The 21,359-nt window shown below is 60.9% G+C and carries 18 protein-coding genes; 5 read left to right on the top strand and 13 right to left on the bottom strand.

The genetic code is table 11. From position 1 onward, the window contains the following. The coding region (locus tag Q1V57_RS10835; RefSeq protein ID WP_300530493.1) for an AbgT family transporter at positions 1 to 957 on the bottom strand (957 nt) is incomplete at its 3' end. 102 nt (positions 958 to 1,059) lie between these two features. Beyond that, positions 1,060 to 1,428, bottom strand: a complete 369-nt coding sequence (locus Q1V57_RS10830) for a MerC domain-containing protein (protein ID WP_300530492.1) — start codon at positions 1,426 to 1,428, stop codon at positions 1,060 to 1,062. Between the two features lie 117 nt (positions 1,429 to 1,545). Between Q1V57_RS10830 and Q1V57_RS10825 the strand changes: the two genes are divergently transcribed. The 4 genes from Q1V57_RS10825 to Q1V57_RS10810 are packed head-to-tail and all read left to right on the top strand — an operon-like array spanning position 1,546 to position 4,691. Continuing rightward, the gene (locus Q1V57_RS10825) at positions 1,546 to 2,181 is read left to right on the top strand and encodes a DUF2796 domain-containing protein (RefSeq protein WP_300530491.1); all 636 of its coding nucleotides are present in this window, start codon (positions 1,546 to 1,548) and stop codon (positions 2,179 to 2,181) included. Beyond that, on the top strand, positions 2,178 to 2,879 hold the full coding sequence (locus Q1V57_RS10820) for an ABC transporter ATP-binding protein (RefSeq protein WP_300530489.1): 702 nt from the start codon (positions 2,178 to 2,180) through the stop codon (positions 2,877 to 2,879). Before Q1V57_RS10825 ends, Q1V57_RS10820 begins: the two co-directional genes overlap by 4 nt. Then, a complete protein-coding gene (locus Q1V57_RS10815; RefSeq protein WP_300530488.1) occupies positions 2,876 to 4,129 on the top strand; it encodes an ABC transporter permease in 1,254 nt (417 codons plus the stop codon). Before Q1V57_RS10820 ends, Q1V57_RS10815 begins: the two co-directional genes overlap by 4 nt. A gap of 10 nt (positions 4,130 to 4,139) precedes the next feature. Beyond that, complete coding sequence (locus Q1V57_RS10810) at positions 4,140 to 4,691, top strand: DUF3299 domain-containing protein (RefSeq protein ID WP_300530486.1); 552 nt, start codon at positions 4,140 to 4,142, stop codon at positions 4,689 to 4,691. A gap of 77 nt (positions 4,692 to 4,768) precedes the next feature. Here the strand turns inward: Q1V57_RS10810 and katG are convergent, their stop codons facing one another. The 7 genes from katG to Q1V57_RS10775 all read right to left on the bottom strand — a co-directional run bounded on the left by katG (position 4,769) and on the right by Q1V57_RS10775 (position 12,167). Continuing rightward, positions 4,769 to 6,940, bottom strand: coding sequence for a catalase/peroxidase HPI (gene katG, locus Q1V57_RS10805; RefSeq protein WP_300530483.1), 2,172 nt, complete (start codon positions 6,938 to 6,940; stop codon positions 4,769 to 4,771). Between the two features lie 224 nt (positions 6,941 to 7,164). Next, entirely contained in the window at positions 7,165 to 7,329 is a 165-nt protein-coding gene (locus Q1V57_RS10800) for a DUF1427 family protein (RefSeq protein WP_300530480.1), read from the bottom strand. Next, positions 7,326 to 7,511, bottom strand: coding sequence for a DUF1427 family protein (locus tag Q1V57_RS10795; protein ID WP_300530478.1), 186 nt, complete (start codon positions 7,509 to 7,511; stop codon positions 7,326 to 7,328). Before Q1V57_RS10795 ends, Q1V57_RS10800 begins: the two co-directional genes overlap by 4 nt. A 22-nt stretch (positions 7,512 to 7,533) precedes the next feature. Continuing rightward, positions 7,534 to 9,162, bottom strand: a complete 1,629-nt coding sequence (locus Q1V57_RS10790; protein ID WP_300530475.1) for an MFS transporter — start codon at positions 9,160 to 9,162, stop codon at positions 7,534 to 7,536. After that, positions 9,159 to 9,569 (bottom strand): hypothetical protein, encoded by a 411-nt coding sequence (locus Q1V57_RS10785; RefSeq protein WP_300530474.1) that lies wholly within the window; start codon positions 9,567 to 9,569, stop codon positions 9,159 to 9,161. Before Q1V57_RS10785 ends, Q1V57_RS10790 begins: the two co-directional genes overlap by 4 nt. Positions 9,570 to 9,581: 12 nt before the next feature. Further along, the gene (locus tag Q1V57_RS10780; RefSeq protein WP_300530471.1) at positions 9,582 to 11,447 is read right to left on the bottom strand and encodes an amidohydrolase; all 1,866 of its coding nucleotides are present in this window, start codon (positions 11,445 to 11,447) and stop codon (positions 9,582 to 9,584) included. A 78-nt stretch (positions 11,448 to 11,525) separates the two neighbouring features. Continuing rightward, positions 11,526 to 12,167 carry a hydrolase gene (locus Q1V57_RS10775; RefSeq protein ID WP_300530468.1) on the bottom strand — a complete coding sequence of 214 codons (642 nt, stop codon included), beginning with the start codon at positions 12,165 to 12,167 and terminating at the stop codon, positions 11,526 to 11,528. Positions 12,168 to 12,535: 368 nt separating this feature from the next. Between Q1V57_RS10775 and Q1V57_RS10770 the strand changes: the two genes are divergently transcribed. Beyond that, on the top strand, positions 12,536 to 13,462 hold the full coding sequence (locus Q1V57_RS10770; RefSeq protein ID WP_300530465.1) for an AraC family transcriptional regulator: 927 nt from the start codon (positions 12,536 to 12,538) through the stop codon (positions 13,460 to 13,462). On the opposite strand, the gene Q1V57_RS10765 is transcribed toward Q1V57_RS10770, so the two are convergent. The 4 genes from Q1V57_RS10765 to Q1V57_RS10750 form a co-directional block, all read right to left on the bottom strand. Beyond that, positions 13,459 to 14,376, bottom strand: coding sequence for a glycosyl hydrolase family 17 protein (locus tag Q1V57_RS10765; protein WP_300530462.1), 918 nt, complete (start codon positions 14,374 to 14,376; stop codon positions 13,459 to 13,461). The two genes, Q1V57_RS10770 and Q1V57_RS10765, sit on opposite strands and share 4 nt — an antisense overlap. Positions 14,377 to 14,409: 33 nt before the next feature. Then, on the bottom strand, positions 14,410 to 15,297 hold the full coding sequence (locus Q1V57_RS10760; RefSeq protein WP_300530459.1) for a glycosyl hydrolase family 17 protein: 888 nt from the start codon (positions 15,295 to 15,297) through the stop codon (positions 14,410 to 14,412). Between the two features lie 156 nt (positions 15,298 to 15,453). Then, the gene (locus Q1V57_RS10755; protein ID WP_300530456.1) at positions 15,454 to 18,081 is read right to left on the bottom strand and encodes an EAL domain-containing protein; all 2,628 of its coding nucleotides are present in this window, start codon (positions 18,079 to 18,081) and stop codon (positions 15,454 to 15,456) included. 186 nt (positions 18,082 to 18,267) lie between these two features. Next, a complete protein-coding gene (locus Q1V57_RS10750) occupies positions 18,268 to 21,258 on the bottom strand; it encodes a S8 family peptidase (protein WP_300530453.1) in 2,991 nt (996 codons plus the stop codon). Positions 21,259 to 21,359 lie beyond the last annotated feature (101 nt).

Below are 21,359 nucleotides of genomic sequence, written 5' to 3'. Positions count from 1 at the left end.
GCGGAAGAAGGGCGAGGCGAAACGGTCGCCGGTCTCCGGATTGCGCAGAATGCCCCATTCGGGGATCAGGGTCAGCGCCATCAGGCCGAGCACGAAGAGCACGCCGAGGAAGGCCCAGAACAGGCCCTTCTTCTCGCTCTTGGTCAGATTGTCCATCATCCGCTTGTCGAGAATGGTCGGGTCGGCGCGCGACGGGTCGTACTTGCCCAGCTTGGGCTCGACGATAAAGATCGTCACCAGCGAACCGATCGCCGTGATAAGGAAGGTCGAGGCGACCATGAAGTACCAGTTCGCCGTGGCCACGACCTCGTAGTCCGGGTCGATCAGCTGGGCTGCCTCGGTGGTGATACCCGCAAGCAGCGGGTCAATCGTGCCGATCAGAAGGTTGGCGCTATAGCCGCCGGAGACACCGGCGAAAGCCGCCGCCATACCCGCGAGCGGGTGACGGCCGAGCGCGTAGAAGATCGCACCGGCGAGCGGGATGAGGACGACATAGCCGACCTCGGATGCGGTGTTGGAGACGATACCGGCGAAGACGATGGCGACGGTCACAACATGGCGCGGCGCGGAGAGCACCATGGCGCGCACGGCAGCCGACAAGAGGCCCGATTTCTCCGCCACGCCAACGCCGAGCATGGCCACCAGCACCACACCAAGCGGCGCGAATGAGGTGAAGTTCGTCGTCAGCGACACCCAGATACGGCGGAAACCATCGGCACTGAGCAGGCTGACCGCGCGGATCATGCCGTCATCGGCGACGCCGCGGGCGCCGGCCGGGCGCGGGTCTTCCACCGCCAGTCCCATCCAGCCGAACAGGCCGGACAGAAGGATGATACCAAGCGCCAGAATGGCGAACAGGGTCACCGGGTGCGGCAAGAGATTGCCCAGCCACTCGACGGTATCGAGGAAGCGGGTAAAGGCATTCCGGCGCTCGGGCCGAGCGGGAGCATCCGCCATGAACAAGTCTCCTGGGCGAGAAAAGCGACTAGCGCGGGAGAGGACGGGAAATCCTCACGCTTTTCAACCCCACACTTCTGCGGGGCACCACAGCTCATCGGCCTAGGAGTGGGAGACGGAACCCTTGTGAGAGCCCTTCCAGGCCATCAGGTGAGCACTGGCCAGAGCGATCGCACCGATTGAGGTGACAACCTTTTCAAACGTCTCGCTGACTTCCCACAATGCGCCCAGGAATAAGAGAGCCAGCCCAGTGATGGCGACGGCTTTCATCGCCAGACCCGCAGGGCCGGACGGCCATTTCGGCAATACCGTCAACCAGACCAGAAGTGCCAGGCTGGCGAGGCCGATATGGATGAATTCATTTTCCATCCACATAAGCGCAGGGCTCAGTGAGATAAGGAGCGGCAGACCGAGACAATGCACGAGGCAAAGTCCGGACAGACCAATTCCGGCTGCATCTTGAGTCCGCATGGCTTGACCTTCTGGGCTAGGTTATAGGTATGGAGTGCGGCTTGCGCCCCGTTTGACGTTATATAATAACATTACAGACCCCATGCAATACGCTCACTGCCCATAAGGATGTTCGTTGTGACCTTTACCGCCCTGACCGCCCTCGCGCTTGTGACCGCAACCCAGTCGGCCCATGTTCACGGCCATGCCGAGATGGCGATCGCCGTTGAGGCCGATGGACGTTTGCAGATCGAACTGACCAGCCCCGCCTATGACTTTTATGGCTTCGAGCATGCGCCGCGTAATGCCGAACAACGCGCTGCGATCGAAGCGGCTGATACGACCCTTCGCCAAGGCGCAACCCTGTTCAATCTGGTCGACGGGAACTGCACCTTCGATGCGGCCGAGATCAGCCGCGATCAGGATGATGAGCACCACGAACACCATCATGATGGCCATGATCATGAGGACGGGCATGAGCACGAAGACCATCATGAGCATCATGCCGACCATGACCATGAAGACGGTCATGATCACGAAGAACACCATGAGCATCACGCCGCGCATGAAGGCCATGACGAAGACAGCCACGGCGACGTGCGCGTGACCTATAGCGGTCGCTGCGCTGCACCGGCGCGCATCAGCGGCGTCGCGACCACATTGTTCGCCGCCTTCCCGCAGCTTGAGCGGGTCGATGGGGTCTTCCTCTCCGAACAGCGCCAGCTGGCCTTTGAACTCAATCCCGCCCAAGAGCGCGCCCGCCTGCCCCGATGACGCAAACCACCGTTAAAGTCCAAAACCTGCGCCATACCTGGCCGGGCGGAAATGAAGTGATCGCGATCGACAGCTTCGCGTTGGAGCATGGCGAGAGCGTGTTTTTGGCCGGCCCCAGCGGTAGCGGCAAGAGCACGCTTCTGGGCCTCATCGCCGGCATCACTCCGGTGCAATCAGGTTCGATCGAAGTGCTCGGCCAGTTGATGGACCCGGTCAAACCACAGGCCCGCGACCGTCTCCGGGCCGACCAGATCGGCATGATCTTCCAGCTCTTCAACCTGGTTCCCTACCTGACCGCGGTCGACAATGTTCTCCTGCCGCTGACCTTCTCGGACCGCCGGGACCAGGCCGCAGGAAACACTGCCGCAGCGAAACACGCCGAGGCCAAACGCCTGCTTGGCGCACTCGGACTGCCGGAAGAGACCTGGGAGCGGGCCTCCTCCAACCTGTCGGTCGGTCAGCAACAACGTGTGGCCGCCGCCCGCGCCCTGATTGGTGCCCCGGGCCTAATCGTCGCCGACGAACCCACCTCGGCGCTCGATGATGATAGCCGGGACGACTTTCTCAACCTGCTCTCCGGCATCGCCCGCGAGAACGGCGCCTCGCTGCTGTTTGTCAGCCACGACCGGTCGCTGGCGACCCGCTTTGACCGTTTCGTCGACCTTGCCGAAATCAATCACGCAGGAGCGATGGCATGAACCCCGCCCTCCTTCGCCTGGCCTGGAAGAGCCTGCTCAATCGCGGCACCTCAGCCGCCCTGACCATCCTCGCCGTGACCTTGTCGGTGACCCTCTTCCTCAGCGTGGAGCGCATCCAGTCCGGCGTGCGCACGAGTTTCAATTCGACGATTTCCGGTACGGACATCATCGTTGGTGCCCGCGGCGGTGCGATCAATCTTCTGCTCTACTCGGTCTTCCGCCTCGGCGATCCGACCGCGAATATCGGCTGGGAGAGCTATCAGCGCATCGCGGGGGCACCCGGCGTCGCCTGGGCGGTTCCGATCTCGCTCGGCGACAGTCATCGCGGCTACCGGGTGGTTGGTACAACACCGGAATATTTCGATCACTACCGCTATGGCCGGGATCTGCCGCTGGACTTCGCCCAGGGTGAACGCTTTGACGGCAGCTATCAGGCGGTCCTCGGTTCGGAAGTCGCGCGCCAGCTCGGCTATGAGCTGGGTGATGAAATCCTGCTCTCGCACGGAATTGGGGAGATCAGCTTTGCCGAGCATACCGGCCACGACTTTACCGTGACCGGCATTCTCGCCCCCAGCGGCACGCCGGTGGATCGTTCGGTCCATGTTTCGCTGGAAAGCATTGAGCTGATCCATGTCGGCTGGGATACCGGTGTCGCGCCCGGCGCACGCCAGCCGCGCGATGACAGCGCCGAGCTCGAACCGGAAACCATCACGGCCGCTTTTATCGGGGTTCAGAGTCCGATCCGGACGCTGAGCCTGCAACGCCAGATCAACACCTTCCCGGATGAAGCCCTGTCAGCAGTCATGCCCGGCGTGGCCCTGACCCAGCTCTGGCAGATTGTCGGTGCCGGCGAACGCGCCTTCCGGGTGATCTCGCTCCTGGTCCTGCTCGTCGGGTTGATTTCCATTCTGACCGCACTGACCTCGGGTCTGAATGAGCGACGCCGCGAGATGGCGGTGCTGCGCGCTACCGGGGCCAAGCCGGGCGATATCTTTTCTCTTCTGGTCCTGGAAGCGACTAGCCTGGCCGCCATCGGCGCCGTCATCGGCATTGTGGTGACACAGGTGGCCGTCGGTATTGTCGCATCGATCGTACGCACGCGATACGGTATGGAATTGGGGGGTATGCCCGGGCTGATGGAACTCTATGTTCTGTTCGCGGTGACTTTCGCCGGAGCCGCGGCCGGTATGCTGCCGGCCTGGCAAGCCCAACGTAACGCCCTGTCAGATGGTCTGACCCCAAAGCTGTAGAAGGCCTGTGATGTCTGTTTTAGATCTGCCCAAAACCTTCCTCGTCGCCGCGCTGGCGGCATGCGCTCCGCTGGCCGTGTCTGCGCCGGCCCTCGCCCACCAAGGCAGCGAAGTGGAAGAGGTCGAACCGCTGATCATCAACTGGGACGATCTCCTGCCCGAGGGTGAGCTGGAGCGGCTCGAAGAGCTCTATGCGGCCAGCTATATGATGGGGGGCGGCGACCATTTCGGCGGCCAGATGGCGCAGATCGGTACGTTCAATGTGGAACAGGAACTGATCGGCCAGACCATCCGCATGCCGGGCTTCATCCTGCCGCTTGACGCCCAGCCGGGTGGCGAGATCGGCGAGTTCCTCCTGGTTCCCTATTTTGGCGCCTGCGTGCATACCCCGCCGCCGCCGAACCAGATCGTCCATGTTGTCACCGAGAGCCCGATCACGGTCGAACAGGTCTGGTCACCGGTCTGGGTCTGGGGCGAGCTGACCTCCGAGCGTAATATGAACGAGCTTGGCGATGCGGCCTACACGCTGCATCTGGTCGGCCACGAACCCTACGAATACTGAGTTCATCGGTACAAACAAAAAAGAGCGGGCCTGGCAGGGCCCGCTCTCCGCTCACCTTCGCGTAAAGGTGCGCTGGGTTATTTGATCTCGAACCGGTCGAGCATCATCACCTTGTTCCAGGCATCGACGAAGTCTTCGACAAAGGCCTGCCCCGCATCTGCGGAGGCGTAAACCTCGGCAATGGCACGCAGTTGCGAGTTCGAACCGAAGACGAGATCGACACGGGTCGCCGTGTACTTGACCCGGCCGGTAGAGCGGTCCCGGCCCTCGAAAACATCCTCATCATCCTGAGACGCCGTCCAGGCGGTCGAAATGTCGAGCAAATTGACCAGGACATCATTGGACAACTGCCCCGGACGATCCGTCAGCACACCATGCTGGGTGCCACCGGTATTGGTGTCCAAGGCGCGCATGCCCGCGACCAGCACCGTCATTTCCGGTGCCGTCAGGGTCAGCAATTGCGCTTTATCGACCAGCCATTCTTCTGCCGGACGGTCAGAGGACCCGCTGTTATAATTGCGGAAGCCGTCAGCCCTGGGCTCTAGGAGCGCATAGCTGTCGACATCGGTCTGTTCCTGGCTGGCATCAGTGCGGCCCGGTGTGAACGGCACCGTCACATCAAATCCGGCAGCCTTGGCCGCGCTTTCGATCGCCGCAGCACCGCCGAGGACGATGAGATCGGCGATAGAGACAGGCTTGGCAAAACCCGCTTTGACCTCTTCAAGCTTGGCGATGACCTCACCCGTTCCGGCATTGACCGCCCAATCCTTGGCCGGGGCCAGACGGATACGCGCACCATTGGCGCCACCGCGCTTGTCGGAGTTACGGAAAGTCGAGGCCGACGCCCAGGCGGTCGAGACCAGCTGGGATACCGACAATCCAGTCTCCAGGATTTTCGCCTTGAGTGCCGCAACATCTGCATCATTGATCAGCGCGTGATCAACGGCCGGGACCGGGTCCTGCCAGAGCAGTTCTTCCGCCGGCACATCCGGTCCGAGATAGCGCGCTTTCGGCCCCATATCGCGGTGGGTCAGCTTGAACCAGGCGCGGGCAAAGGCGTCGGCGAACTCTTCCGGGTTTTCATGGAAACGCCGGGAGATTTTCTCGTAGGCCGGGTCCATGCGCATCGCCATATCGGCGGTGGTCATCATGGTCGGGACTTTCTTGGAGGCATCATCCGCCGCCGGCGCGAGGTCTTTATCGGCCGGGTTCTTGGCGTGCCACTGATAGGCCCCCGCCGGGCTCTTCACCAACTCCCACTCATAACCGAAGAGGAGGTCGAAATAGCCGTTGTCCCACTGGGTCGGATTGGCAGTCCAGGCACCTTCGATACCGCTGGTGATGGTGTCTCCGCCCTTGCCTGAGGCATGCGCACTGATCCAGCCGAGGCCTTGCTGTTCGATCGGCGCACCTTCCGGTTCCGGACCGACGAGGCCGGCATCACCGGCACCATGGGCCTTGCCGAAAGTGTGTCCGCCGGCAACCAGCGCCACGGTTTCCTCGTCATTCATCGCCATGCGGGCAAAGGTTTCGCGGATATCGCGGCCCGATGCGACCGGGTCAGGCTTGCCGTTAGGCCCTTCCGGATTGACGTAGATCAGACCCATTTGCACTGCACCGAGCGGATCAGCGAGTTCGCGGTCACCGGAATAGCGTTCATCGGCAAGCCATTCGGTCTCCGGCCCCCAATAGATATCACCTTCCGGCTCATAGACGTCGGCACGACCGCCGCCAAAGCCGAAGACCGGGCCGCCCATGCTTTCAATGGCGACATTGCCGGCCAGGATCATCAGATCGGCCCAGGACAGGTTGGCCCCGTATTTCTGCTTGATCGGCCAGAGCAGGCGGCGCGCCTTGTCCAGATTGCCGTTATCCGGCCAGGAGTTGAGCGGCGCAAAACGCTGGGTACCGGCACTGGCGCCACCGCGGCCATCGGTAACGCGATAGGTGCCTGCGGCATGCCAGGCCATGCGGATAAAGAGACCGCCATAATGACCATAGTCCGCCGGCCACCAGTCCTGGCTATCCGTCATCAGCGCGGTCAGATCGCGTTTAACAGCCTCATAGTCGAGTGCATTGAACGCTTCGGCATAATCAAAGTCCTTGTCCATCGGGCTGGACAGGTCGGAATGCTGATGCAGCATCTGTAAATTGAGCTGTTCCGGCCACCAGGTCGCGTTCGAAAACGCGCCGGCCGCCGTGTGCCGCTGCGATGCGCCCGCGAAGGGGCATTTGCTAGCGCCGTCCATGATGTCTCCAATCCTGCTTGTTAAGCTAATGTTGTACTGGGAACGCGTGCACGCTATGCCGACACAATGATGGATCAAAAATCATCGATCCAATCGATTTTATTCGGATGGCCCATAAAACGAAGCGATAGATACTTATAAAACAGTATTTTACCGGTCGTTTTCGTGGGTGGATTTTATCCTTAACCGGCGAGAAAAGCCCAATTCCGCCACTCTAGCACCTCTCAGCTGCGTGTCAGAAAATAATCGGCGGTGAGAAAACCCAGGGTCATGAGGACGACCAGGCCGGCGCCGATCAGCTTGGGCGGAGCCGGCAAGGGCAGATCCAGGCGGCGACAAGCCGCCCCTATACCCAGGCCCAGAACAATCCCCATCACAGCGCCAGTCATTGCTTATCCTCCACCCGCACCGGGCGGCGCGCCAAATGCCGATCCATAAGCAAAAAGCCCGAGGTCATGGAGACGACCAGAAGCGCGCCAATCAGCGCCGGAGGAGCGGGCACCGGAATATCGGCAACCCTGCAGATCACTCCGATGAGAAAAGCCAGAACAAGTCCGATAGCGATTTTCATGACGCCTCCTCAGGCTGCTAAGTCAGTGCGAATGGTCATGCGGCAGGGCTTCGGCGGGCTTGTCGGACGCATGCGCGGCAAGCTGATGGCGGACCTGCGGTGGAGCTTCGCCGGCATGGTGAGCTCTCACCCTGTCCTGCAGCTCGGCATCATCCTTGGTGACCCGTTCATGCTGGCGCAGATGTGCAAGCCAGGACGGCGCGAAGAAGACCTCGGTAAAACGATCGGCGTGCTCGGCATCCTCGAACACCCGCCAGCCATAGGCACCATCGCGCTTTCGCCGCCTGGACAGGGCATAAATATCCTCAAGGAAGGCAGCTCGGGCCCCGGCCGGGATCTGATACTCAATACTGATCATGACCGGACCGCGATCATTGTCGGGCTGTGAACCGACCGAGGGTTCAGGCCAGTGCCCGGACGGGGTGAGATCCTGGTCACCCTTGGGCAGCGGGAAGAAAGCCGCAAGGATCGCCGCAACCGTACCGGAACCGGCGGCGATGAAGAGCGCCATCTCGATCCCGACCCGCGCCGCCAGCTGGCCCCAGAGAATCGACCCGACCGTCATGGCGCCAAAGAATACGGTAAGATAGATCGCCAACCCCCGTGCCCGCACCCAGTTGGGCAGGGAAGACTGGGCGGCCACATTGAGATTGGTCAGAACAATGATCCAGGCCCCACCGGCGACAAACAGCAGGCCGATCGCCGCCTCTTTCCATTCGATCAGGGCGAGCGCTGCAATTACGATCATGGTCGCCAGCGATCCGATCAGTACCAGACGGCCAGCCGGCTGCCCCTTGGCAAAGCGCGGCAACAGCACCGCACCGAGGACAGCCCCGGTCCCAATGGACGCCATAAGCAGACCGTAAAAGGTCGCATCGCCCTCCAAAACCGTGCGCGCAATCAACGGCAACAACGCCCAATAAGCCGACCCGAAGAAGAAGAAAGCAAAAGCGCGGACCAGCACGCGGTGCATGTCACCGGAGCGCGCGACATAGCCCAGCCCCGTCGCCATGGCCGGGAAAAAGGCCTCGGCCGGCAAGGTCTGTTTCGGCTGCGGACGCTTCCACCACAAGAAGGCGAGGATGATCGCCAGGGTGAAAATCGCGTCGAGAATATAGGCCGAAACCACACCGGCCACGGCGATCAGCGTACCGCCCAGAGCCGGGCCGATGGCGCGAGATACGTTAATTCCCATGGAGTTAAGCGCCACGGCGGACCTCAGCTGCGGCCGCTCGACCAGCTCCGGCACCACAGCCTGGAAGGCCGGCTGGGTCATCGCCGCACCGATACCGCCTGCAAAGGTCAAACCGAGCAGGATCCACACCGTCATCGTGCCGGTTGCGACAAACACTGCGAGGACCGCTGCGACAAGCAGCAGGAAGCTCTGCATCACGATGAGCATTTTGCGCCGGTCGATAATGTCCGCCAAAGCGCCGGCCGGAAGGGCGAGCACGAAAATCGGCAACGTCGTCGCGGCCTGAACCAGGGCAACCATGGCCGGAGAGGGTGCCAGATCCGTCATCAGCCAGCCCGAAGCGACATCGCGCATCCACGTGCCGGTGTTGGCAATCAGGGTTGCCGTCCAGATCACCAGGAAGGCGCGGCTCTTGAAGGCGCTCCAGGGGCCGGGTTGTTCGGTTTTCTCTGTCATGTCGTTACCCGACCGGCTTCCAGATGGGCCAGCAGCATCAGCCCGCCGATCAAGGCCAGATGCTCCCAGAAGATGATAAAACTCGAACCTGCCACACCGCCGGGTTTAGCCCACCAGGCGTGCGCCAGCAGGGTTGCCAGTCCCGTGAAACCGGCCAGTGCCAAGGCACCGAACACCGCCGGAAAACCGCCAATGATCAGAGCGACACCACCGGCGGCCTGGCTTGCGATCACCGCAACCGCAAGCGGCCCGGCCGGCACACCGCGCACCAGACCGCCGACCTCTGTAATGGCCGCCTGGAAGTCGAGTGCCTTAGTGACGGCGCTGACCAGGAAGGGCACAGCGAGCAAAACCGCAAACAACTTGCCCATTGCAGGCCAGGCCAGAAGGTCGAGAAGAGGCGTCATTCCCCCTCCGCCCTAGACCGCGAAACAGCTGCAGCCCAGCGCTCCCCAGAAGGCTCGCTTGTCAGACACCGGCAGCGGATTATTCCAGGCGATACCGTGATCATGACCATGTACTCCGCAGCTATTCCCACAGGCATCATGGCAGGCGCGGGCGACGCCCTCAGGCTGCTGCTCGCCACGGATCTGGGCCGGGGTCGGCATGAAATTGAGCGCGCTCCAGGACGGGCTGGCCGGCGGCGGGGCGCTGTCATGGCTGGCAAAATCGCCCGCAGCATAGACAATCCGTCCACCCACCACGGTCATTTCCGAAACGATGGACCGGATCTGCTCGGTCGGCACGGCGAAGAAATCATCCGAAAGGATCGCGAAGTCGGCGTATTGACCGGCTTTGAGCGTACCTTTGACCTCGGCTTCACCGGAGAACCAGGCCGAACCCTCCGTCCAGATGCGCAACGCATCCTCGCGGCTCAACCGGTTGCGCTCAGGGGTCAGGACCGTACCGCCGAGCGTCTTGCCCGACACCAGCCACCACAATCCGACCCACGGGTCATAGGAGGCCACACGGGTGGCATCTGTCCCGCCGCCCACCGGCGCTCCGATTTCCAGCATTTTCGCGATCGGCGGCGTCGCTTCCGCAGCGCGCTCACCATAGCGATCAACGAAGTACTCGCCCTGGAAAGCCATGCGGTGCTGCGTCGCGATCCCGCCGCCAAGCGCCGCGACCCGCTCGATATTGCGCTCGGATATGGTCTCGGCATGGTCGATGATGAAGCGGGTCTTGAACGGCTGCTTGCCATTCACCCGCTCAAACACACCGAGGAAGCGGTCAATCGTCTCGTCATAGGTGGCATGAATACGGAAGGGCCATTCATTCTCGGCCAGCAGCTCGACAATCGGCTCCAGCTCCTTCTCCATCACCGGCGCCAGATCGGGTCGGGGCTCCAGGAAATTCTCGAAATCAGCGGCCGACCAGGCGAGGTTTTCGCCGGCCCCATTCATGCGCAACATGTCGTCGCCGGCACCCGGCTCGGTCATCTTGACCCAGCGCTCATAGTCATTGAGCTCCGAACCGGCTTTCTGCGCGAACAAGTTATAGGCCACGCGGACGGTCAGGTTCCCGTCGGCATGGAGTTTTTGGATGATGTCGTAGTCTTCCGGATAGTTCTGACCGCCACCGCCAGCGTCGATGACGCTGGTAATGCCCAACCGGTTCATCTCGCGCATGTAGTGGCGAGTGGAGTTGATCTGATCTTCCGGCGCCAGCATCGGTCCCTGGGCCAGGGTGGAGTACAGGATCAGGGCCGAAGGCTTGGCAATCAGCATGCCGGTCGGTTCGCCCTTGGCATCTTTTTCGATCAGACCACCGGGGGGATTGGGCGTGTCCTTGGTTATACCCAGCGCCTTCAGCGCCGCGCGGTTGAGTAAAGCGCGGGCATAAAGGTGGAGGATAAAGACCGGCGTGTCCGGCGCCGCTGCATTGATCTCGTCCAATGTCGGCATGCGGCGCTCGGCGAACTGGAACTCGCTCCAGCCACCCACCACGCGCACCCATTGCGGCACCGGTGTACGGTCCGCCTGTTCCTTGAGCATGCGCAAAGCGTCGGCCACGGAGGCCACGTTTTCCCAGCGCAGCTCCATGTTGAAACTCAGCCCCCCGCGGATCAGGTGGGTATGGCTGTCATTAAGCCCCGGAATGATCCGTTTGCCGCCGGCATCAATCACCTTGGCTTCAGCGTCAGCGGCCTGCATCACCCGGGCATCGTCGCCCACCAGGGCGATCTTGCCATCACGGACGAGCACGGCTTCGGCCTCCGGATTACTCCGGTCCAAGGTGGTGATTTTGGCATTGCGGATAACAAGGTCGTTTGCCTCTGCCATGTCGGTCCTCATGGGCTATGTCGAAAGGGAATATGAACCCGCCGGAAAGGCCCGGCGGGTTCGCAATAAAAGGGGGACCTAGCCAGCTTCGCTGGCGTGCTCGCCCAGCGCCCACTTCGAGAAGCGAACCTGGATGCCGTACGGGCTGTGGGCCTTGAGGATTTCCATAACACCGTCATAGGTCTCGCCGCGGGCCCAGTCCTGCTGCAGTTCGAACACGACCTGGAGCGCGTTCATCGGTACGGCACCGGCCTGAACCAGGCGCTGGACGGCACGTTCATGCGCCTCGGGCGTCACGTCGCCGCAAGCGTCAGTCGGCACATAGACCTGATAACCTTCAGCGAGGAGGTCGAGGGTCGGGAACATAACGCAGGCTTCGGTCCACAGACCGGCCAGAACGATTTTCTTGCGGCCAGTGGCGGCCACGGCCTTGCGGAAGTTCTCATCGACCCAAGAGTTGATCGAGGTCCGGTCGATGATCTCGGTGTCCGGGAAAAGATCCGTCACCTCCGGCATGAAGGGACCAGCGAAGCTGTCCTTGGCGACCGTCGAGATGATCGTCGGCAACCCGAACAGCTTTGCGGTCTTCGCCAGGGTCTGGACATTGTGCATGACCGATAGCCTATCGTGGCTCTCGACGCCTTGGTACATTGCGGGTTGGAAGTCGATCAGAACGAGAGCGGTATCGTCCGGGTTAATCATGGTGTTGTCAGTCGTCATTTGAGCGTCTCCATAATGGGTAAGAAGTTGCGCTAAGCGGTGGCGTAGATTTAGTGGACAGCGGAATGGTCTTCGCGGCACGAACCGGAAAATCATTGTTTCCGCCGTGCGAGAAATTGCTCTGCCCGAAGGCGATAGAATGGCTCAGTCGACAGGTGGACCGCACGGCCCGGTCATCGGCTAGAGCAAGCTACCTATTCTGCAGCGTCAGAAGGTCGAGGAATTCATTCTGGTATCCGTCCTGATAGGCCGCGCGATCGCGGCGGTATTAACCGTCACGCGCTCAGTTAGGGATGTGAACCAGCCTCGTCTTGCACCGTCTTGCGCTCACTTTGGTATGATTTGTTCATACGAATTTTGATATTACTATGCCGCAGACAGTTGCATTGGGCTGCCAGAACGAGGCGATTATGGGCTTGCATGCCTTTGTTTCCGAACCGGAACATTGTGAAATCTACCGCACACTCTTCGGCGATAATGTCCCCAAGCTTTTCGGGTTTGAGGAAGGCTGGAATGTCCCGGCATCGCGTCACCGGCATAATCTCGGCAAGGAGCAGAGCTTTGATGGTGTCGACCATTATGTCCTGACCCTGCACCTGGGCGGCGGCGGCGCCCGCCGCAGTGAGTTCCACGCACCGATGGCCCGTACCGGAGCCATTTCACTGCAACGCCCCGGTTCCCCGGCGATCGTCAGCTCGCAGGGCGAGGTGGAGTATGCCCACCTGTATTTCCGTCAGGGATTGCTGTGTGAAGCGGCCGACGAAATCGGCGATGACAAACACGTCGAGCCGGAAGACTTCTTTGCCCAGACCGATCCCATGCTGTCCAAGGATATCGAAGCCTATGTCCTGCGGGCGCTGGACCCCGACAATCCGCCCAGCTCGCTGGAAATGGACGGTCGCGCTTACATTATCGCGCTCGGCCTATTGCGGCTCGGCGCCAATCTGGAAGAGCCCTCACTGCGGGAGCTGGACCAGGTCGAGCGCGAGGACCTCAAACCTGTCCTCTCGGAAATCGAGGCGCGGCTGGGCGAACAAATCCGCCTCAGCGAGCTCGCGGAAACGGCCAGGCTCAGCCCTTGCCACTTCTCGCGCGTGTTCAAATCCGCCCTCGGTCTGACACCCGCCCAATATGTCCAGAACCGGCGTGTCGACCGGGCCGTCAGCCTCTTGCGCAACACCCAAGAGCCGATTTCTTCGATCGCCTTTAACACCGGTTTCTCGAGCCAGTCACATATGGGCAGGCTGGTGAAAGAGGCCGTCGGCGTCACTCCGGCGCAGCTGCGGCGCGCCTAGAGGTCGGGAAACAGCTCCCGCATCACCTGTTTCGGCTTGCGGTCGACCGTGAAGACGCCCCAGTGCTTTTCCGGTTCGTGGGGATCGGGTGAGCCCTTCCAGGGCTCGTCGAAGGCCTCGAAGACGAAAGTCAGGATCTGCTCGCAATCGGTCCACTCGACCAGCTCGCGATAATACCGGTCCTGGAGTGCCTGCGAAGCATTGTGCGGATCAATGCCGCGCCCATTCGACGTCGTCGTCCATCCCGCCTCGGTGATAATCACCGGCTTGTCCGGATAATGGTGCTTCACCGAGAAGTAATTCTCCTTGGTGAAGTCCAGCGCCTCATCGATCGAACGATGCTCCCAGACCGGATAGGTATGGATCGAGATGAAATCGAGCTCGGCACCAAGCGGTTTGAGCTTGTCGCGCCACGGCACGTAGTTTTCGCAAAAGGTGATCGGGTGGCTGGTCTTGCGCTTGAGCACGCGTGTGAACTCGATCAGGCGCTCGACCGGCACCATGTGATCATTCCAGTCGACACTGGCCTCATTGCCGATGGACAGGGCAAAGACATGGCGCCGATAGCGCTTGGCCAGTTTCACCATGCGCTTGAGCTCACGATTATTGGCCCGCTTGTTCGCTGCCAGCACATCGTCAGCGTATTCCCCGCCCCAGGGACAATTCGGGTTGGACACTTCGGCGGCGACGGCCATGCCAAGCATGACCTTGAAGTCCATCTTCTCGCGCCGGATCACCTCCAGCACCAGTTCGGCATGGCGCTGGCTGTCGTAAATACGCAGATAGCGCCAATGCCGCGCGAGGATGCGCAGGTCCTCGCGGATCTCCTCATAGCTGGGATAATCGCCCGTATCCGGGCTTTGCCCCTCGCGGTAGCCGGAGTAGCAGATCGCAGGGCCGTGCACCCACGGCATGCCGCGGGGCTTACGCTTGAACAGTGAAAACATCTACCAGTACTTGGGCTTTCCGTTCTTGTCCCAAAGCCCCCAAAAAGCCCCCACATCGCCTTCCTTGGCGACCTTCCACTCCTCGTCAAAAGAGGAGAAGTAGAACATGTCCACATCTTCCCGCGCTGCCCAGCGGACCGCATCGATGAAATACTTCACCGCGTTTTCATAAGACGGCACCGAGTCACCTTCAGGCGTGCCGCGATTGGGCCAGCCGGTCTCGGCGATGATGACCTTCTTGCCGTTGGAGACAGCCTGGGCCCGGCGATACATCTCTTTCATGTAGATGTGGGCATGTTCGATCGGGTAGCCCTCCCAGAAGGGATAGCAATTGACCAGGATCACATCGCAGGCCTCAACGATCCGCGGATGGTCCTCGAACTTGAAATAGGCATCGACATAACCGACCGGCACGCCCGGTACAGCGGCCTTGGCCCGCTCGATGTATTCGATGAGCTTGTCCTCATCGATCTCGCCGCGAAGCATGACCTCATTGCCAATCGCCAGAATGCCGGCATGACCCGCCTGGGCGATGGCGATGCCATTAGTCAGCTCTTCTTCATTGTGATCGAGGTCATCATCAATCCAGACACCGACCATGGATTTCAGACCATATTCGGCGGCGATACCGGGTGAAAGTTCGTTACCCTCCGTGCAGGAGAAGGTGCGGATCCATTCAACATGCTGAGCCAGCGGTGCCATGCGCTTGCGGATCTGCTCCGCCTCAAGCTGCATGCCGATCACCTGGCCCTCCATATAGGGGCTGAAGGAGATGCCGTGTAGCTTGGCGTCCAGAGTCTCCTGGACAATCGGTGCCAGATCATCGACCGCATACTGGGTCAGATCGAGCCCCGCCAGGGACATGCGTCTCTTGTAATAGTTCGACATGGGTCGCCCTCATAATGCCGTCTGCGGGCTAAGATAGCCCGCTGCCTGGCGACATCTATGACAACGTTGTCTTTCTTGTCCAGTCCTTTGAACGCTGCAACTGCGAAAGCGGCCAATCAGTCTGGTACACCTAGCTCGGGCGCAATACCCGGCCGCCTAGCTTGAGCGCTTCGAACGATCCTGCACTGAACGCAAAGGGGCAGGCTCGACCTTGATGTCCTGGGCGGCATTGCGCAGGAACTCAGTGAGTGCGGCGAGCGGCAGCGGCCGGCTCAGACCGAAACCCTGGGCGCTGTCGCAACCGAACAGTTTGAGCAGGGCCAGGCCTTCATCATCTTCGACACCTTCCGCCGTCATCTCCAGCCCGAGACTGTGAGCCAGGTCAGCCGTCGACTTCACTAGCATGCGATCCCGCTCATTGGTCGCGATGTGCTGGACAAAGGCCCGGTCGAGCTTGAGCTCGTGGCAGGGCAGCATTTTCAGATAGGACAGCGAGGACAGGCCAGAGCCATAATCATCAATGGCAATCCGGACACCGGAATCCATCCAGCGGCGCAGCGTGGCCATGGCCCGCTGCGGATCCTGCATGGCAGCCGTTTCCGTAATCTCGAAGCAGAACTTGCCGCGCGCTGACTTGACCTGCTGCAGGGCAAATTCCGCAAACACCGGGTCGGACACCAAAGCACCGGAAATATTGAACGAGATGGTCACATCAAAACCGGCCGCGCTCATGCGAGCCTGGTCAGCGATGGCTTGGCGCAGCCCCCACTCGGTCAGATCGCGGATCCGGCCGGTTTCTTCCGCCAGGCGGATAAAAGTGTCCGGCGGGACAAAGCCATGCTCGTCGTCATTCCAGCGGCTGAGCGCTTCGACGGTATCGAATTCACCGGTGCGCAGATTGAGCTTCGGCTGGTAGTGGAGCGTCATCTTGCCGGTGCGCATGGCATCGGTCATGCGGCCGATCAGGGACAGGTCTAGCGACGCGTCTCCGAAGGCTTCTACATCGAAAACCGCCACCGTCTGATGGATGTCGCGAGCCTGCTGGATCGCGATAACCGCACGCTTGATCAGGCTCGCCGGGTCGTCACCCGCATCGAGGCCAGCGGTCAGGTCGATATCGATTTCAACATCGGCCAGCTCGACCGGGCGGCGGAAGAGTGCCGAAATCCGGCTGGCGGTGTAGCGTGCCTCTTCCAGCGTTGCGCCATCCAGCATGAAGCCGACCACGCCCGGCGAGAGCAGTGCAACACCGTCAATACCCTCATGATTGGCGATCCGGTCGACGACCAGGCGCTGAAGCTCCGCGGCGCGCGAGAAGCCGAGAACGGCCTCCAGCTGGTCATAGCGATCGATACCCAGAGCAACCGCCACCGTCATTCCCGGCTCAAGCGGACCGAGCGTATCGATCTGGCGCTGCAGGGCCGAGCGCGACGGGAGACCGGTTTCGCCATCCTCGAACAGCATACGCTCCAGCAGAACCTGACGTTCGCGAGCCGCACGCTGGCGCCACATCAGGGCGATCGACAGACCGAACATGACCGTCAACAGGGCCGAAGCCAGGATCAGACGCTGGCGGAAACGAGCATCAGCCAGCTCCAGCTCGCTCTCGAGCCCCGCGCTGCGCAGCCGGGCGATCTCCAGCTCCTGTTCGGCAAAATGAAATTCAGCCCCCAACAGGGTAAGATTGGCGGAGGACATGACCTCACGGGCCTGGGTATCGAGCCGGTAATAGGCCCGCAAATGCTCTGTTGCCAGGCGCCATTCCCCAACCGCTTCATAGGCCTGTGCCGCAGATTCATGAAACTCTGCGAAGTGCTGGCTGGTTTCACGCAAAGACAGACCGTCAAAGGTGGCGCTGGTCAGACGCGCGGCCTCGGCATAATCGCCACGGCCATAAGCGATTTGCGCCTGAACCCCGAACAGGAAACGGGTCCACTCAATGCGCGATTCGTCCGGCAGGACCGCAAAGGCCTGCTCGATCGCCGCGCTGGCTTCGGTGAAATTGCCGAACCCCACATAGAGCGACGCAATGTTGTTGAGAATGCGCGCTTCCAGGATCGGGCTTTGCATCTCGGCCGCAATCTCGCGGGCGCGCTCGAACTGGCTACGGGCACCATCGAACTCGCCCAGCTCACGGTAGACATTGCCGAGGTTATTGGTGGCTGCAAGCTCGAGCTGAACATCACCAGGATGGCGCTCCATAGCCGTCAGATAATACTCGACCGAGCGATCATACTGGCCGGCATCCTTATAGATCGAAGCAATCGATTGCAGCACGATGGCTTCACTGCGTGTATCGCCGATATCGCGGAAAATCTCGTAGGCAGATTGGTAGTTTTCCAGCGCCAGACCGTACTCGCTGGTCTGTTTGTAGCCGCGGCCAAGCGCCACCAGAACGTCGCCGTAGAGCTTGTCGCGCGTATCGGTATCGGACAGCAGGTTGAGCGCACCCTGGGCGGCCGGTAGCGCTTCCGCAGGCCGTCCGAGCCGGGTCAACGCCTCGGCGCGCAACCAGCTGATCGTCGCCTGCTGAACAGAGGTGTATTGCCCCTGGGCCGCCAAGGCCTGCTCGGCCTCAGACACGAGCTCAAGCGCTGCGACCGGGTCGCGCATCATCGCCGCGCGCGCCTCATCGACCACGGCATCGAAGTCCTGAGCGTGCCAGGATACGCCGTTAACTGCGCCTGAGCTGACATTGGCAGCCATCGCGTCCGGCTGCACAAAGCTCAGCACCGAAGCCAGCAGGACAGAACCCGCAATTTTCACCATCGATCTCGTCAACATCACACCCATCCGGCGGTTTATCCGCGCATAGTTCTATTCTGACGGACGATCATTAATTTCCGGTGTGCGCTAAACGAGTATTTTCAGTCCACAAGACTGATTTCAAAAGCGAATACTGTTTCATTTAAAGACAAAAGGCCGCTGCCCGCAAAGGACAACGGCCTCATGAACTAGCTTACACTTCGGCTAGAACTTCAGTTCAAACCGCACCCCGGACAACAGGCCAACGCGCTGCTCGCTGATTTGTTCACCGGACACCTCGAACCGGTTGAACAGGGTGATGTCAGCTTGGGCACCCGGCAGGGGGCTGGCATACATCACTTCCAGGACTGTCGGCCGCATGCCGCCCAGCTCCCAGTCCTGCGACACCAGACCCAGCTCGCCGGTATCACGATCGATAATGCGGGTACCGGTATAGCGGATCGCTCCATCTTCCACATGAAGCGGCTGGATCAGGCTCAAACGGACGGCATCATAATCCCAGAACAGGGAAGACCGGCGAAGAGAGGCCTGATAGGCCGATGAGTAGACATCGTTGGCAAGGTCCAGAACGCCACCGCCGAAGGCCGTCGATCGGGTCCGGGCCATGGTGGCCGACAGGCTGAGATCGAGCCCGTAATCAAAGATCATCTCGCTACCAAAGGTCAGCGCATCGGTCACAGAACCGCCCTCGAAGCTGAGGATATCGGAGCCTTGGGCGCCGAGCAGGCCGGACGTCTCATTGAGCACCGTATAACTCGCGTGCAGACTCACGGCCTCACCCGCCTGATGCGCCATATCGATGACAAAGGCCTGCGCCTCATACGCGTCCATGCCCGGATAAAGCGGCGTTTCTTCGCCGGTGAACGGGCTGGTGAAAAGGTGTTCGTCGCGCACCGTGCTGACACCAACGGACAGACGCGTGTTCTCGCTCATCTTGAAGCCGGCGAGACCATAGACGCCGCCGGACGCCAGACCGAGGATCGGGTTGACCCCTCCGGTCTCCGGACGATGATCGGAAAACAGGCCGAAGCCGGACTGTTGGGTCAGAGCCAGAGCGCCCTCACCGATACCGGCGCGCAGCTCACCGCCATTGACGGTATTGTGGAGGCTGACGCCAAGCTGGAAGGGCAGCTGGCTCTCCGAGGTTTCTGCACGCGGATCACGCTGGGCGGCCAGAGCAACGATCTCAACATCGCCGCGGCGCGACAGGGTGCGCTCGAACTCGACGATATTGCTGAAGGCCGTGCCCTGCGTCCCGGTATAAGCATACTCCGTGATCTGGGCCTGTTCGCCCCACTGCCCGGTCTCACCGGTCGCGGTGAGCGTCGACAGTGGCACTTCGAAATCGCGATAGGTCGATCCGATTGGCTCGATAACGACGATATGCTGATCATCACGCGGGTTGAAGTCCAGCGTTCCCAGACGCAGCCCCATATTGCCGATCGTCTGTTCGTAATTATCAGCACCGAGATGATAGAGATGGTCGGTGTCGAGCGGAGCCAGAGCGCCCGCTATATCGAGCAATCCCCATCCATAGACCTCGTCCACACCTGGCGCACCCAGGTCCTGAGCCGACATCAGCAGAATATCGGCGACTTCATTGGCCTGCAGCCACTGCCAGCGCCCTTTCACGAGCGCGGCTGCGCCGGTGACCAGCGGCGCGGCGAACGAGGTGCCGGAGACGCGGGTCAGACCGGCATCGACTTCGCCGCCCTGGGCCAGGATCAGCTCACCCGGTGCGACCAGGAAACGGTCCATCAGGCGCTGCCCTTCGCCGCACTGGTTATTGATCAGCAAACAGGCCGTACCCGGGCGGTTTGAGAAACGCGACACCTGGCCAACCGGATTGACCGAGCCGACCACCAGAAGGTTGTCCAGCACCGGAGACGCCGTCCAGTCCAGATTGGTGACCTGGGCCATACCGTCATTGCCCGCGGCAACCACGAACAGGGTTTCGCTCAGCGGATACTCGGTATCCAGCGCGGCGAAGGTCGATGCCCAATCCTGCGGCAGCGTCCAGCCAGCGACACCGAGCGAGAGATTGATGACATCGGCATGTTTCTCGTCAAGCAGGACATTGAGACCGGTTTGAACGTCGGTCCAATTCGTCGTCAGCGTCTCGTCGAACGGGTTGTAGAGGGCGAATTGCACCTCTGGCGCCACCCCCATCAGGCCCTGACCGTCATGACGGGCCCCGATCAGGCTGGCGACCGCGATCCCGTGATTGGAACCCAGATAGGCCTGGGTCGGGCTTTCCCCGTGCAGGCTGATATTGAGGTCGTAGCTGCCGGGCAGGCTGAGATCGATCAGGCCGACCATGACATCCTTGCCGCCACCAACATTGGCAGAGATCCGCGGCGACCAGTTGACCGTCGCCATCCAGTGATCGACGCGGTCAGACTGGGCATAGCCCATCAGGCCATCATAGAAGTCGAGGAAAAAGGCGGAGCGGTCGCGCCCATCCATATCTCGCAGGGAATCCGGGTCGGTCAGATCAATGCCATAGCGCTCAAGCAGCGGCTCCATAAAGTCCGCGTTGAATGCCCGGCGGCCCCGGCCGCGCTTGCCATCGCCAATGATCGGCGCCCAGGTCTGACGGGCATCCCGGAACATGCGCTTGATGTCCTTGAGCACCCGTCGGTAATCGCGGCGAGTACTATTGACCGGGTCGAGCGCGTTCCAGCTGGAATTGATGTCGCCCCAGAACGGGCCGATATCCCCCCAAAACGGCGCGATATCGCCATGGAAGGGGTTAATGTCGCCATGGAACGGATTGATATCGCCCCAGAAGGGATGAATGTCCCCGTGGAAGGGGTAGATGTCGCCATGGAACGGGCTGATATCGCCATGGAAGGGCGAAATATCGCCATGGAACGGGCTGATGTCACCCCAGAACGGGCTGATATCGCCCCAGAACGGGCTGATGTCACCGTAGAAGGGATTGATGTCACCATGGAATGGATTGATATCGCCATGGAAGGGCGAGATGTCCCCATGAAACGCATCGATATCACCGTAGAAGGGATCGATATCCCCATGGAACGGATCAATATCGCCGTAGAACGGATCGATATCGCCATGTAACGGCAGGATCGGCGAGATTTCGCCACTTGTAGACTGGGCAAAAGCGGCTCCACCGGTCACCCCCATGACCAGGGCCAGGCACGCAGTCGTTTGGCGCAATACATTCTTCATCACCGCTTCTCCCATGCGGATTTGATTACGCCCTTACTAAATCCGGGTAATACTAAATTCTCGAAAAGATTTATGGTAAACAAAGGGATAATTGCATTGAA

It is taken from the genome of Maricaulis sp. (assembly GCF_030149425.1).
Taxonomy (GTDB): domain Bacteria; phylum Pseudomonadota; class Alphaproteobacteria; order Caulobacterales; family Maricaulaceae; genus Maricaulis.
Note: the sequence above shows the minus strand (reverse complement) of the source record. Positions and strands in the feature narration are given on the sequence as shown.

Excerpts from the sequence above, each read along its gene's own strand:
- Q1V57_RS10785 (WP_300530474.1), bottom strand. The coding sequence starts at position 9,569 with ATGACGCCTCTTCTCGACCTTCTGGCCTGGCCTGCAATGGGCAAGTTG.
- Q1V57_RS10820 (WP_300530489.1), top strand. The coding sequence starts at position 2,178 with ATGACGCAAACCACCGTTAAAGTCCAAAACCTGCGCCATACCTGGCCG.
- Q1V57_RS10775 (WP_300530468.1), bottom strand. The coding sequence starts at position 12,167 with ATGACGACTGACAACACCATGATTAACCCGGACGATACCGCTCTCGTT.
- Q1V57_RS10790 (WP_300530475.1), bottom strand. The coding sequence starts at position 9,162 with ATGACAGAGAAAACCGAACAACCCGGCCCCTGGAGCGCCTTCAAGAGC.
- Q1V57_RS10810 (WP_300530486.1), top strand. The coding sequence starts at position 4,140 with ATGTCTGTTTTAGATCTGCCCAAAACCTTCCTCGTCGCCGCGCTGGCG.
- Q1V57_RS10800 (WP_300530480.1), bottom strand. The coding sequence starts at position 7,329 with ATGACTGGCGCTGTGATGGGGATTGTTCTGGGCCTGGGTATAGGGGCG.
- Q1V57_RS10765 (WP_300530462.1), bottom strand. The coding sequence starts at position 14,376 with ATGCCGTGGGTGCACGGCCCTGCGATCTGCTACTCCGGCTACCGCGAG.
- Q1V57_RS10755 (WP_300530456.1), bottom strand. The coding sequence starts at position 18,081 with ATGTTGACGAGATCGATGGTGAAAATTGCGGGTTCTGTCCTGCTGGCT.
- Q1V57_RS10760 (WP_300530459.1), bottom strand. The coding sequence starts at position 15,297 with ATGTCGAACTATTACAAGAGACGCATGTCCCTGGCGGGGCTCGATCTG.
- Q1V57_RS10770 (WP_300530465.1), top strand. The coding sequence starts at position 12,536 with ATGCCGCAGACAGTTGCATTGGGCTGCCAGAACGAGGCGATTATGGGC.
- Q1V57_RS10750 (WP_300530453.1), bottom strand. The coding sequence starts at position 21,258 with ATGAAGAATGTATTGCGCCAAACGACTGCGTGCCTGGCCCTGGTCATG.
- katG (WP_300530483.1), bottom strand. The coding sequence starts at position 6,940 with ATGGACGGCGCTAGCAAATGCCCCTTCGCGGGCGCATCGCAGCGGCAC.
- Q1V57_RS10780 (WP_300530471.1), bottom strand. The coding sequence starts at position 11,447 with ATGGCAGAGGCAAACGACCTTGTTATCCGCAATGCCAAAATCACCACC.
- Q1V57_RS10830 (WP_300530492.1), bottom strand. The coding sequence starts at position 1,428 with ATGCGGACTCAAGATGCAGCCGGAATTGGTCTGTCCGGACTTTGCCTC.
- Q1V57_RS10795 (WP_300530478.1), bottom strand. The coding sequence starts at position 7,511 with ATGAAAATCGCTATCGGACTTGTTCTGGCTTTTCTCATCGGAGTGATC.
- Q1V57_RS10815 (WP_300530488.1), top strand. The coding sequence starts at position 2,876 with ATGAACCCCGCCCTCCTTCGCCTGGCCTGGAAGAGCCTGCTCAATCGC.